The 13,489-nt window shown below is 43.8% G+C and carries 11 protein-coding genes; 7 read left to right on the top strand and 4 right to left on the bottom strand.

What is annotated here, in order from left to right; all coding sequences use genetic code 11:
* Window position 1: 1 nt before the first annotated feature.
* Both BIW53_RS13660 and BIW53_RS13655 read left to right on the top strand, forming a co-directional pair.
* Window positions 2-3,034: a pilus assembly protein gene (locus BIW53_RS13660; RefSeq protein ID WP_070992564.1), complete on the top strand. Its 3,033-nt coding sequence runs from the start codon at window positions 2-4 to the stop codon at window positions 3,032-3,034.
* On the top strand, window positions 3,021-3,440 hold the full coding sequence (locus BIW53_RS13655; protein WP_084228162.1) for a type IV pilin protein: 420 nt from the start codon (window positions 3,021-3,023) through the stop codon (window positions 3,438-3,440). The genes BIW53_RS13660 and BIW53_RS13655 overlap by 14 nt, the downstream gene beginning before the upstream one ends.
* 1 nt (window position 3,441) lies before the next feature.
* On the opposite strand, the gene BIW53_RS13650 is transcribed toward BIW53_RS13655, so the two are convergent.
* Both BIW53_RS13650 and BIW53_RS13645 read right to left on the bottom strand, forming a co-directional pair.
* On the bottom strand, window positions 3,442-3,960 hold the full coding sequence (locus BIW53_RS13650) for a GspH/FimT family pseudopilin (protein WP_175442143.1): 519 nt from the start codon (window positions 3,958-3,960) through the stop codon (window positions 3,442-3,444).
* Window positions 3,961-4,048: 88 nt separating this feature from the next.
* Window positions 4,049-4,585 (bottom strand): GspH/FimT family protein, encoded by a 537-nt coding sequence (locus tag BIW53_RS13645; protein WP_175442142.1) that lies wholly within the window; start codon window positions 4,583-4,585, stop codon window positions 4,049-4,051.
* A 142-nt stretch (window positions 4,586-4,727) separates the two neighbouring features.
* Between BIW53_RS13645 and glnB the strand changes: the two genes are divergently transcribed.
* Window positions 4,728-5,066: a nitrogen regulatory protein P-II gene (glnB, locus tag BIW53_RS13640; RefSeq protein ID WP_070986635.1), complete on the top strand. Its 339-nt coding sequence runs from the start codon at window positions 4,728-4,730 to the stop codon at window positions 5,064-5,066.
* 82 nt (window positions 5,067-5,148) lie between these two features.
* Here the strand turns inward: glnB and BIW53_RS13635 are convergent, their stop codons facing one another.
* Window positions 5,149-5,907 (bottom strand): outer membrane protein assembly factor BamD, encoded by a 759-nt coding sequence (locus BIW53_RS13635; protein WP_070992560.1) that lies wholly within the window; start codon window positions 5,905-5,907, stop codon window positions 5,149-5,151.
* Between the two features lie 123 nt (window positions 5,908-6,030).
* Here BIW53_RS13635 and rluD point away from each other — a divergent pair, with 123 nt between their 5' ends.
* The 4 genes from rluD to BIW53_RS13615 all read left to right on the top strand — a co-directional run bounded on the left by rluD (window position 6,031) and on the right by BIW53_RS13615 (window position 11,595).
* Complete coding sequence (gene rluD / locus BIW53_RS13630; protein ID WP_070992559.1) at window positions 6,031-7,008, top strand: 23S rRNA pseudouridine(1911/1915/1917) synthase RluD; 978 nt, start codon at window positions 6,031-6,033, stop codon at window positions 7,006-7,008.
* A 9-nt stretch (window positions 7,009-7,017) separates the two neighbouring features.
* A complete protein-coding gene (gene pgeF / locus BIW53_RS13625) occupies window positions 7,018-7,743 on the top strand; it encodes a peptidoglycan editing factor PgeF (protein ID WP_070992558.1) in 726 nt (241 codons plus the stop codon).
* Window positions 7,744-7,832: 89 nt separating this feature from the next.
* Complete coding sequence (gene clpB, locus BIW53_RS13620; protein WP_070992557.1) at window positions 7,833-10,406, top strand: ATP-dependent chaperone ClpB; 2,574 nt, start codon at window positions 7,833-7,835, stop codon at window positions 10,404-10,406.
* 421 nt (window positions 10,407-10,827) lie between these two features.
* On the top strand, window positions 10,828-11,595 hold the full coding sequence (locus BIW53_RS13615) for a response regulator (RefSeq protein WP_070992556.1): 768 nt from the start codon (window positions 10,828-10,830) through the stop codon (window positions 11,593-11,595).
* A 230-nt stretch (window positions 11,596-11,825) separates the two neighbouring features.
* Here BIW53_RS13615 and BIW53_RS13610 read toward each other — a convergent pair whose 3' ends face one another.
* Window positions 11,826-13,373, bottom strand: coding sequence for a methyl-accepting chemotaxis protein (locus BIW53_RS13610; protein WP_070992555.1), 1,548 nt, complete (start codon window positions 13,371-13,373; stop codon window positions 11,826-11,828).
* Window positions 13,374-13,489: the final 116 nt, after the last annotated feature.

The following is a 13,489-nucleotide window of genomic DNA, read 5'->3' as shown; positions in this document are numbered from 1 at the left end:
GATGTTGAAATGGTGGTTACTTTTACTCGGATTAATAACGACTCATGTGATGGCTGAAGATATTGAGCTGTACATAAAGCGCAATGCTGATGTAACTCAAAAACCTCGAGTTATGGTGGTGTTTGATACCTCTGGGAGTATGGCGTTTTCTAGTACCACAGGGAACGATTGTGGGTATGATTATATTTACGACAGGTACATTCTATGTGCAGATAATCGCTTAGGCGTGGCCAAAACAGCTATTACGACCTTAGTTAATGACAACCCAGATATTGATTTTGGACTCATGCGCTTCAATGACAGTAATGGCGGTTACATACTGGCGGGGTTGGGCTCACGTACCAGTACAATCAAACATCAGATCAACGCACTGGAGGCTAACGGGGCAACACCGTTAAGTGAAACCTTGTGGGAAGCATATTTATACCTCACGGGTAGCAGTCGTTATTACTCTTGGCATTGGCCATCGCCGCATCGAGACACCAGTGTTGAACGCTACAGTAACTATATCTCACCGTTCGCGTCTATAGCTAGTGATCCAAACATTTGTAGTAGCTCGGCAAATGTGATTGTGATGACTGATGGTGACCCCTCCAATGATAGTCAAAGTAATTGGAATATTGCCACAGAATACTGGAATACATTTTCAAAAAGCGCGACCACTGTGCATGAAAGTTATATGCCAGCACTTGCTGAAATTATTCGTCATAAGCCTGATTTATATACACAAGCTGGAAATGTAGAGGACAGAGGGCGGGTGTACACTATTGGGTTTGGTCGAGGTATGAGTGATGAAGGCACCGAAATCTTGCAAAAAACAGCGGATTTTGGGGGAGGTATTTATACACAAGCGAATACTCCGCATGAGCTATCAGAAGCGTTAAAAAATCAAATCGACAATATTCGCCAGCTCAACGACAGCTTCTCATCGCCTTCTGTATCAACCAGTAGTTCAGATCACACTCGAAGTGGAGAGTCGCTTTATTACACTATGTTCTATCCAGAGAGTCATACGCGCTGGCAAGGTAACCTTAAAAAGCTTAAGTTTTCAAATGATACAGTTGTTGATATGCACGGCGCCGCTGCACTAGATGAGAAAGGTTTAATCAAAGCAAGTGCTACTACTTTTTGGTCACAAAGTGCTTCTCAAGATGGCAACAGTGTGAAGCGCGGTGGGGTAAATTACCAACTAAGTCAACAAATCACACGTACAATATATTCCGATTTTGGTACTGGCTCGTTACTTCCTTTCACTATCAGTGAGGGAGTATCTAGATATAAGAACAGAAATAAATTTGCTCGAAAGTTTGGTACTAATGCTTCGCAACTGCAAAAAACCATGGACTGGCTCTATGGCAAGGATGTAGATGATGAAGATCAAGATAACAATACACAGGAGCGCCGCGAGACTATCTTTGGAGATCCTTTGCATTCTAAGCCTGTATCCATGGACTATGGCAATGGTGATATACGTGTTGTTGTTGGTACTAACGCCGGTTTTTTACACATGTTTAAAGACAGCGGCGACACGGTACAAGAAAGCTGGGCCTTTATGCCTGAGTATTTATTTAAAAATGTCTCAGATATACGTTACAACAAACCGGATACGAAGCTATATGGCATGGATGGACCGTTAACCATTTATTTCCATGATACTCAGAAAAATGGCGTGGTAGATGGCAACGACAAGGTCTGGTTATTTGCTGGAATGCGTCGTGGTGGCACACGATACTATGCCTTTGATATTACCTCTCCAGATAATCCGAAGTTGATGTGGGGAGGGCCTTTAATTGGTGGTCAAGGTGGTTTTGAAGAACTTGGACAGAGTTGGTCAAAACCAGAAGTGACGTATATAGAGGCAAAAGGAGATTCACCAGTACTTATCTTCGGGGCAGGTTACGACACAGGTAAAGACAATTATACCAAAACAACGGATCAGGTTGGCCGTGGTATTTTCGTGTTGGATGCTGCAACGGGTACGTTGGTTTGGGCATTGACACCACAAACAGGGTATAAGGGAGTACATAGTGTTGCAGGGGATGTTGCCATGCTGGATTCAAATTACGATGGTTTCACTGATAGGCTCTACTTTGCAGACACTGGAGGCGATGTATGGCGGGTCGATATACCGGGAGCAGACCCTAGTGGGGGTGACAAAGCATGGACTCATTTTAAGTTAGCTCAACTAGCGCAAGGCGGTTCCAGTGGCGATCGTCGCTTCTTTTATAAGCCTGCGGTGGTGAGAACGTTTTTCAGTAAAGTAACGGTAACCTCTACCCCTAACGGCAATATTAAAACGCGAAAAGATACTCCATATGAGGCGGTGATTTTAGGTTCTGGTAACCGCTCACGGCCTACTTTAACGGGTGTTAATGATTTTCTATTTATGGTCAGGGATGAGCATACGGTCACTCAGTCATTTCAAACGGATGTACCCGATACAATAAAAATAAATGATTTAATGGACATAACTGGGGATCCATTCGCGTTACAGCGCAACAGCTTGGAAGGGTTTACCGATGTTGAAGCAACATTGGGCACATTCAAGGGTTGGAAGTATGCACTTTCCGGTAGTGAAAAGTCTTTGGCTGCGCCAGTAGTAGCTGGCGGTATCGCCTACTTTACGTCCTTTACACCTCCTGCAAATGTCAGTCGTTGTGAGGTGTCGACAGGAAAAGGGAGCTTATACGCTTTTCATCTGCATTATGGAACACAGGTATATGGACAGTTGAAATATGAAACTACCCATACAGTACCGGATACCCCTAAAGTTTACTTTAGCTGTGAGGGGAAGACTGAAACTGAAAGCTGTAAAACAGTGGTGCGAATGGTTGGCCCTGCATTAGATACTACCGTGAATAGTCAAGAAGATGGTCCTTCTGCGGGGACTCCGTGGACACCTTCGACGCTGGTGGACGATCCTGTGCCGGTGTTGGTTAATGGTAAGGTTTCTTTGGTAAATCCAGGCTTGGATTTTGGCTTAACAACACGACAAATGTTTATCTATAAAAAAGAGCAAAATGATGAAAAGTAAAAATAGTGTTTGCGGATTTACATTGCTTGAAGCACTGATTGTATTAGTCATTTTAGGCATTGTTGTGTCAGTTGCCTATCCTAGCTATCAAGCCCATGTAGTCAAAGCAGCCAGAGCGGAAGCAATCGTGTTATTGCTCGATGCTGCGAACAGACAAGAGCAATATTATGTTGATAATCGTACCTATACAGACACGTTGTCAGATATAGGCGTGTCTGAAACAACAGAAAGAGGCTATTACACTATTTCACTTGAAGTGAAAGACAATGAATTTGTCGTAAAGGCAACCCCAGTAGCGGGCCCTGTGAAGAATGATACGCAATGTACAGTGCTTAAAATTAACGAGCTCGGGCAAAAACTGAGTACCGGAAGTGGTTCAGCGAAACAATGTTGGAATCAAAAGTAAATTACAATGGACACTTTTTAGTATCTCGAAGACGCGCTCTTCCTGAGTTGCTAATACTCATTTCTAAGCCACTTGATAGACCTTGATGTTCAGGCAAACAGTAAACAAAGGTGCCATTGGTAAAGCCTTTAATTGACCCATCGCGGGTAAACACAATCGCACGACGTGGGTAAATTAATGTATCGGCAGCGTGTATCGGCTCAAGCTCATATAAGCGTTTATCATTTGCATCAAATATTGTCGGTTCACCCCTATCAATAAAGACTGTAATTGATTTGTGCCACTGATTATCGCTACAGCGGTTGCGATCGAGATGACAAACTGTAGCTTGAGTGCCAGAAGCACTAGCGTGTGCTTTAGCGAGACTTAACGCATGTTTAATTCGTTTGAGGGTGTATTCAGGTCTGTGCTCAGATACGATTTCACCATAGCTGGCCAGTGCGAGTGTGAGCAAAACAGCCATGATAGCCATAGTGACAAGTGTTTCAAACAGGGTCACCCCTGCTGTTTTGGAGTGCATAACAATGTCCATCCTTGGACCTTATACAATTTGCTAATTCAATTAAAGCTAGCGCATTTCCAAGTAAACACAAGGTCAATTTGGCTCACTAGTCACAGTTAGCCTCACTTGTCCCATTGAATAATGCATTGCCAGATAGGGTCACAGTAAGCATTTGATTTTTAGCATCTTCAGCTCCAGGGCAATAAAGAAACCTCCCCACAGCACTCGTAATTTGGCCACTTCCATCAAAGCGGATGAAAGGTGCGCTAAAGCTCAGTGTATCGACATTAGTAATTGGGTCTAATGCACGTATTATAGTGTCCTTATCACTGTCGAACTGGCCATCGTTATCTAAGTCGACAAATGTCACCAGAGCATTATCAGACCAATTTGGTTGACAGCTGAAATCAGTACTACTAACAAGTTTTTCTTGCTGTACGGGGCATAGGATCACAACTTGATCATCCGCGGCTGCTTTTGCTCGTGCAAAGGTAATATTGCGTTTAAGTTCAATTAGGTATGACTCTGCACGATTATTGCTCAATATATTCTCATTGCTATAAAAGGCGATTGCAGCCAAGGTAGCGAAAATGGTGAGAGTTATAAGTAATTCAATAAGAGTGAGTCCGCGAGACTTAAACACATGAGGGCGCATATTCAACAGTGAGTCCAACTTTAGTTTTCTTCATTATGGCGCGGTTTTTTACCTTAACGCAATGACTTTGTTTGCTAACGTTTTTAGGATTGATTAAAATCGATGCACCATCATAGTAAAGTGCAAGACCATGAAAAAAATAGAAGCGATAATTAAACCATTTAAGTTAGATGACGTAAGGGAAGCTTTGTCAGACGTTGGTATTACAGGTATGACCGTGTGCGAAGTAAAGGGCTTTGGTCGTCAAAAGGGTCACACAGAGCTATATCGTGGCGCGGAATACATGGTGGATTTTTTGCCAAAGGTAAAGCTTGATATCGTACTGGCTGACGAAGACGTAGAGCGTGCGATTGATGTTATTCTGAAAACTGCTCAAACTGGGAAAATAGGCGATGGTAAAATCTTCGTGACAGAAGTTGAACGTGTGGTGCGAATTCGTACCGGTGAAGAAGACGAAGACGCTATTTAATCCTTGTTTTAAAGTCAAATATAATAAAAATCCCCGCACTCTTGCGGGGATTTTTTAGATTAGCTTCAATATGTTGCTAAGTTTAGCGTTTGTTTAACTCTCTAGTTTGGCGCGCATGCTCACTGAGATCACTTAAGCCAAGCTTTTCATAGCTTTTTTCCATGATTTCTAATGCATTATTGAGATAGCTGCTTTGAGAGTAATGTTCAACAACGTATTTACCACGGTTCGCCGCGGCTAAATAGGCTTCACGTTCAAAGTAATACTGGGCCACTTTTAGCTCATAGCGTGCCATTTTGTTTAGCAGCCAAACGAGACGTTTTTTAGCTTCAGGTACATAAGCGCTATCTGGGTAGCTGTTAATCAGAGTTGATAAATCTTGAAATGCTACGCGAGTTCGGTTGGCATCTCGGTCAGCTCTGTCGACGCCAAAATAGTCTTGGAATGCGTTTTCATCCGCTTTGATGTTGACTAAGCCCCGCATGTAGTACATGTAGTCTAGATTTTTATGATTAGGGTTTAAACGTATAAAGCGGTCAATATTTGCCAGAGCCTGATCTGTATTACCTGTTTGGTAATAAGCAAATATTAAATCCATCTGTACTTGGCGAGAGTATGGGCCAAAAGGATATCGAGCATTTATTGCGCTCAATAACTCAATCGCGCGAGCATACAAACCTGAGTCCAAAGTTTCTTTGGCATCTTCATATAAAGCTTGGGCTGATTTATTTGGTACGCGTTCTATTTCATCTTGTTCTGGCGCTGAAGAGCAGGCTGCTAAGCCTAAAAATGAGGCGCTAAGTACAATGGCAAAGGCGCGCGTCCTTAAGTTATTTATCATTTTATTTTACTACCTTTGTTGTCTTCGGCTAGGCCAAGTCGGTAAAACCGAGTAAACTATGCATTTATGCGATTCTAACCCAGTCGAGCACAGCTTGCACTGGTAAATTAGGTAAAGTTACAGATGTCAGAGCAAATTTCCCTTCAAGCTGAAGTCCCAACCGAATTAGGTGGTAAACGTCTAGACCAAATTTTGGCGCAATTGTTCCCTGATTTTTCACGTTCGAGAATAAAAACTTGGATTTTAGATGATAAAGTCACCGTAGATGGTGCCGTTTTCAATACACCAAGAGAGAAGTTACTCGGTGGAGAAGTGGTTGCAATCGAAACTCAGATTGAAGCCCCGCGCGAATATGAAGCGCAAGATATCGCACTAGACATTGTGTATGAAGATGATGATATTCTTGTGATCAACAAACCAATGGGATTGGTGGTGCACCCAGGTGCAGGTAATCCCGACGGTACGGTGTTGAACGCGTTATTACACCATCACCCGGACATAATTAATGTGCCTCGGGCGGGTATAGTGCACCGTTTGGATAAAGACACAACCGGGTTGATGGTTGTTGCAAAAACTATTCAGGCGCAAACCCATTTAGTTAAGAATCTACAGGCACGAGAAAACTTTACCCGTGAGTATGAAGCAATATGCAACGGGACCATGACAGCCGGTGGTATGGTTGAAAAGCCGATTGGTCGTCATGCGACAAAACGTACACATATGGCGATTCATGAAATGGGCAAACCTGCCATAACACATTACCGAGTTGCGGAAAAGTTTCGTGCCCATACGCGTTTACGTTTACGCCTTGAAACAGGCCGCACGCACCAAATTCGTGTTCATATGGCTTATTTAAACCACCCCTTAATTGGGGATCAGCTATACGGTGGCCGTCCACGTCCGCCTCGTAACGCTACACCTGAGTTGTTCGCACAGTTGAGAGACTTCAAGCGCCAAGCACTTCATGCAATTAAACTGAGTATTGCTCACCCAATTACGGGTGAAATGATGACTTGGGAGGCGCCAGTACCAGAAGACATGCAGATTCTGACGCAGGCTTTGCGTGAAGACACTAAGGTAAATCCGGATCTGTCATTATAAGGATATTTGATGATACTGCCCAATTGGCCAATTCAGCATCGAGTTAGCGCGTTGTCCACAACGCGCCTTGGAGGTGACTCACAAGGGCCTTTTGACAGTTTTAACTTAGGCTATCATGTTGGTGACTCAATCGCTGCTGTTGATAGCAATCACCAGCGGTTGCTTGAGTATTTGCCTCGTCCTGCTCAGTGGCTTGAACAAGTACATGGCGCAAAGGTGTATGCGCTAACCAGTCGTACAGCCTCGATTCCTTGGCCTAAGGCTGATGCTTTGTACACTCGTATAGCACAGCAACCCCTAGCGGTGATGACAGCTGATTGCTTACCTATACTGCTCTGTAATGAGCAAGGCACTGAAGTGGCAGCCATTCACGGTGGTTGGCGACCTTTAGTGCAGGGTGTTATTGCTAATACGTTACGTCTGTTCGACAGTTCAGCCGAGCAATTGTATGCATGGCTTGGACCTGCAATTGGGCCATTAAGGTTTGAAGTTGGGGAAGAGGTTAAAGCACAGTTTTGCGCACAAAGCTCAGCCCATCATAGCGATTTTAGCCTACAGGAAAATGGTAAGTATCTTGCCGACATATACAGTATTGCGCGTCGACAATTAGCACAGGCGGGCGTTATTCGAATTTTTGGCGGGCAATTTTGCACAGTCACTCAAAGTGAATTGTTTTTTTCATATCGCCGTGACGGTCAAACAGGGCGGATGGCCAGTTTGATCTGGCGCAATTAATCTTATTTTCTACACATTCGTTACTTGAACATTCGCATAACAATACCCATTAATTAACTAGTTAATAGTTTTTGATAGGTAGATGTACAATGCGTTTAGACAGATTTACCAGTAAATTTCAGGCCGCACTTTCAGATGCGCAATCTCTAGCACTGGGAAGAGATCACCAGTTTATAGAACCTGTGCACCTCATGTATGCGTTATTGCAGCAAAATGGCTCTAGTGTTCGGGCGTTACTCGCTCAAGCGGGAGTGAGTGCAGATGAGCTCAACAGTAAACTCTCTCAAGCAATTGAAAAAGTGTTTAAAGTTGAAGGAATAGGCGGTGATGTACAACTGTCCAACAACCTCGTTTCGCTCATTAACTTATGCGATAAGTATGCGCAAAAGCGTAAAGATCAGTACATTTCCAGCGAATTGTTTGTGTTCGCAGCCTGTGAAGATAAAGGGCCATTGGGTGATATTTTTAAAGCCTTGAATATTACTCAACCAAAAATAGAAGCCGCGATCAAAGCCATTCGTGGTGGGCAAAAAGTAGATAGCCCCAATGCCGAAGACACCCGACAATCCCTAGAAAAATACACCATTGACCTTACCGAGCGAGCAGAGCAAGGTAAATTAGACCCTGTGATTGGCCGTGATGATGAAATTCGTCGTACTATTCAGGTCTTACAGCGTCGTACCAAGAATAACCCAGTGTTAATTGGTGAACCGGGTGTGGGTAAAACAGCGATAGTAGAAGGGCTCGCACAGCGTATAATCAACGGTGAAGTGCCAGAGGGTTTAAAGAGTAAACGGGTACTATCGTTAGATTTAGGCGCTTTGGTTGCTGGTGCTAAGTATCGCGGTGAGTTTGAAGAACGCCTCAAATCAGTGCTCAATGAACTGGCCAAAGAAGAAGGTCAGGTTATTTTGTTTATTGATGAGATCCACACCATGGTCGGGGCGGGTAAAACAGATGGAGCCATGGATGCTGGTAACATGTTAAAGCCAGCATTGGCGCGGGGTGAGTTACATTGCGTTGGGGCTACAACCCTTGATGAATATCGTCAGTACATCGAAAAAGACGCAGCCCTTGAGCGTCGATTCCAAAAGGTATTCGTCAGTGAGCCAAGCGTGGAAGACACCATAGCAATACTGCGAGGCTTAAAGGAGCGCTATGAATTACATCACTCGGTTGATATTACCGATCCTGCCATTGTTGCGGCGGCGAATCTATCACATCGTTACATCAGTGACAGGCAGTTACCAGATAAAGCGATTGATTTAATTGATGAAGCTGGAAGTTCTATTCGCTTGCAAATTGATTCGAAGCCAGAGCAATTGGATAAGTTAGAGCGTCGCATCATCCAATTAAAGCTTGAAGACAACGCACTGGCCAAAGAAAAAGATGAGGCCAGTCAAAAGCGCCGAAGTGAGATGCAATCTCTGATTTCAGACTTAGAAATTGAATACAAAGAACTAGATGAAGTATGGAATGCTGAAAAAGCCTCATTGCAAGGCACTCAGGTAATAAAAGCTGAATTAGAGCAAGCACGTTTGGACCTAGAAGTGGCTCGTCGAGCGAGTGATTTACAACGTATGTCGGAGTTGCAGTATGGTCGTATTCCTGAGCTTGAGCGTAAACTAGACCTAGCATCTCAAGCAGAAATGCAGGAGATGAGTCTGCTTAAGAATCAGGTTGGCGAAGATGAGATAGCGGAAATCTTGTCGCGTTGGACCGGTATTCCTGTTGCAAAAATGCTCCAAGGAGAGCGTGAAAAATTGTTACAAATGGAAGACGAGCTACACAAGAAGGTCATTGGTCAAGATGAAGCTGTAAATGCGGTTGCTAATGCAATTCGTCGCTCGCGTGCAGGGTTGGCTGATCCAAACCGTCCAATTGGCTCATTTCTATTCTTGGGGCCCACGGGGGTAGGTAAAACCGAGCTGACCAAAGCTTTGGCGCATTTTATGTTTGATACCGAAGATGCCATGGTACGCATAGATATGTCTGAGTTTATGGAGAAGCATTCAGTCGCACGTTTAGTTGGGGCACCTCCTGGCTATGTGGGTTATGAAGAAGGAGGGTATTTGACAGAAGCGGTGCGTCGTCGACCTTATTCAGTGGTATTGCTTGATGAGGTTGAGAAAGCACACCCTGATGTATTCAATATTTTACTACAAGTGTTGGATGATGGTCGATTAACGGACGGTCAGGGCCGCACTGTCGATTTTAAAAATACTGTGATCATCATGACCTCTAATCTAGGCTCAGACATCATTCAGGAGCAGGCTGGAAATAACGATTATGTGACGCTTAAAGAATTAGTTATGGGAGTGCTTGCGAGTCAATTTAGGCCTGAGTTTATCAACCGTATAGATGAGACCGTGGTCTTCCATCCACTAATTGATGAGCATATCAAGCAAATTGCTAGTATTCAGTTAGAGAAACTGACGTCAAGACTGACGGATAAGGGTTATCAGTTTACCCTGACGCCAGCTGCGCTTGAAAAAATTGCAGCCAGTGGTTTTGACCCAGTGTTTGGTGCAAGGCCATTAAAGCGTGCGGTGCAGCAATATATCGAAAACCCACTCGCTCAGCGCTTGTTGTCAGGAGAATTCGTTAGCGGAGACAGTATTACGGTAGATGTACAAGACGACGAAATTGTATTTCTAAAATAGTCTACTTGAGCAGGCCTAAGCTGTAGCCTATGCCTGCTCAGCTTTTATGTGATGGTGTTTATGGTTTGACTGCTCCAACCACCGTTAAATCTCATTCTTTTTTCTGTTACGTGAGTGTTTTTTTACGCAAAAATGAGTATAATCCCTAACGCGCGGGGCGAGTATAGCGCCTCCCAATCTTGAAGGACCTAAGTTTAAGTCGCCGTATTGCTACTTTGTAGTGAAGGCAAGCTGTGGGTCTTAACCTACCTAATAATTCCTAGAGAAGACGCCGATTGTTCATAAAGCCACAGCAATGTAATTGTTGTTATCAGGGCTGGGTGTGCTACAACTAAGTTATGAAGGAATCGCTGACGTTGTTGTATCATGTTCGCGCTTTATGATTGCCGTGTATCTCTCTTTCCTATTTACGGAGCATTAAATGCAAGATGTGAGCTTTTTGATCGTTGATGATTGCCAATTGGTGCGCAACCTAGTGCGGAACACTCTAGAAAATCGTTTGGGTGTGGAGAATGTTTATACCGCCACCAATGGTAAGGAAGCGCTTGAACTGCTTAATGCAAGACAGATTGACATCATTATTGCTGATTGGCAAATGCCACAAATGGATGGGGATGAACTGCTTCGCACTGTTCGAAAGTCAGAAAAACATAAGTTGACGCCTTTTATTATGATGAGCTCTTTGGGAGATAAGGAGCATGTGCTGGCAGCTATCCAAAATGGTGTATCGCAATATGTAATGAAACCATTCAGTGCAGAAAAGTTGGAAGATGCGATTCAGAAGTCTTGGAATTCGGCGAACCGTCGTGGTGCTGTACGCTTGTCGGGTCTACCTGAGCATAGAGTGCGCATACAAACCAGTAATCGTAAGCTTGCAGGCGTGGTAAAAAACATTAGCCACACGGGTATGTTAATTGAATTGACATATAGCCGAGAGTTGAACTTGTTTAACAACTACTCCATAGAGCTAGATGTCTTCGATTTAAATCATGAGGGTAATATGCTGATTGAACCGTTGTATGGCGTGCCTGTGCGGCTTATCGCTGTAGAGTCCAACAGCAACACAAAGGCTTGTCAGATGGGGATACGTTTTAATCGAGAAATGCTTCACGAGACAGTCAAAGGTAAGCTGGATTATCTACTTAAGAGCATAGGACAAGATAGCGGCGATCTGATCCAAGATAACTGACCACTAAATACAGCCAGTTTTGAAAGATAAAAAGCCTGTCAGACGCATAATGCCATTCGCTTAAGAGATCCTGACTTTCGTCAGGAAGAGGACATGTGAGTTTGGTCAATGTCATCTTCCTAATTGCTCTTGTCATTGTGAACTTGTTTCAAAATCTCATAATCTTAACGAGTGGCGTTAGTCAGGTGCAGGCTTTTTTGTTGGTTGCTCGATATCTATTTAGGCTCTCATCAAGTTCTAAAGGTTAGGATCATCCCAGATATCTTATTCGCACTTTCGACCAGTTTGGCTGCGTCTTCTGCAACACGGTAGCTTAGTTGCAGGTTGTCGTTACCATGCTTGCTAATATTACCTATATTATCGTTTATTTCGCTGCTTACCACTTGTTGCTGCTCAGCGGCCGCTGAGATTTCCTGAGCAGACTGAGCTATCTCACTTATTTGAGAAAAAATAGTCTCTAAAGCTTGTTGGCTTTGTTGAGAGGCTTGCGCACAGTTATCGGCTCTGTCTTTGGTACTTTGCATTACCTGCGACCAGCTAAATAAAGTATCTTGAATTTCTTTGATTGATGTATAAATATGGCTTGTCGCATTTTGTGTTCTTGAAGACAAAGCTCTGACCTCGTCAGCAACCACAGCAAATCCTCGGCCATGCTCTCCGGCGCGAGCGGCTTCTATTGCTGCATTGAGTGCCAGCAAATTTGTTTGCTCGGCAATACCTTCGATTTCAGTCATGACCTTGCCGATCTTCTCTGCCTCACTGGCCAAAGAGTTAGCCGTTTGCGCGGCTTCGTCTACTTGTCCTGCTAGGGTATTAACCATGTGAGCATTGTCTGCCATGGAAGACTTTATATCTTTACAGTGCTGCTGTGTTATCTCTACCTTTTCGGCTGTAGAGCCTGTGTTATGTGAGATCTCGCCAATAGTACAACTCATCTGTGACATGGCTGTTGCGATTGAATTAAGACGTTGACTCTGTGCTTGTATGCCTTGCTCTGTACTACTTGATTTTTCATCCAAGCCCGTGGCGATGTCTTTGAATGTCAAAGTTGCATCTTTCATGCGCCCCAATACGGTGCGCAACTTGGCCTGCAACATACCTTGGCTGTATTGTGCGATACTAAAAGGATGATGACCGTTATATACATATCTTGAGACTGAATCGAACTGCGCTTGCTGGGCACGCAATGCTTGGGGAGTCCGAATGAGTTCGTCGTAATTTATTGCTACTAGCAAGGCAAGGGTAAGAAGTAGCGATAAAGCTGCTATCGTGCCGATAGACCAAAATGCAGTAACCAAGGCAGTGATGGTGATCATAAAGCTAAGTATTCTGCGCAAATTGTATTGCTCGCTCCAATGCCAAATACTTTTACCTTGGTTGATAGCGTCATACAGCTTTTGAGCACGTTGCTTGAGACCAGTATCAGGGCGTACGCGTACCGATTGATAACCTGTAAGTTGTCCATGCTCAAAAATAGGAGTAACAAACGCGTCAACCCAATAGTATCGGCCATCCTTACAGCGGTTTTTCACAACTCCGCGCCATGAATGGCCTGCTTTGAGTTTATCCCAAAGCTCTTTGAAAGCTGCTTTGGGCATATCTGGATGGCGAACAATGTTGTGATTTTTGCCAACGAGTTCTTCACGTGAGAACCCAGATACAGCGCAAAATGCATCGTTGGCGTAGGTTGTTATCCCTCGAAGGTCTGTAGTTGATACCAACTGCTTGCTATCATCAAAAGTCACCTCTTCATTAATTATATTCTGTCCACGACGCATAATTTTCTCCCTATGGATAACGAGTTAAGCTATTTTAGCGATGGCCTCGTTCACCACTTAATGAAATCACCAAGCTCCACGATTTTATTAAGTTACGTTAACCTTAACGGTAGTTA

This window comes from Pseudoalteromonas byunsanensis (genome assembly GCF_001854475.1).
Lineage (GTDB): Bacteria > Pseudomonadota > Gammaproteobacteria > Enterobacterales > Alteromonadaceae > Pseudoalteromonas > Pseudoalteromonas byunsanensis.
The sequence above is the reverse complement of the archived record's forward strand: the minus strand, read 5'-3'. Positions and strand labels throughout refer to the sequence as shown.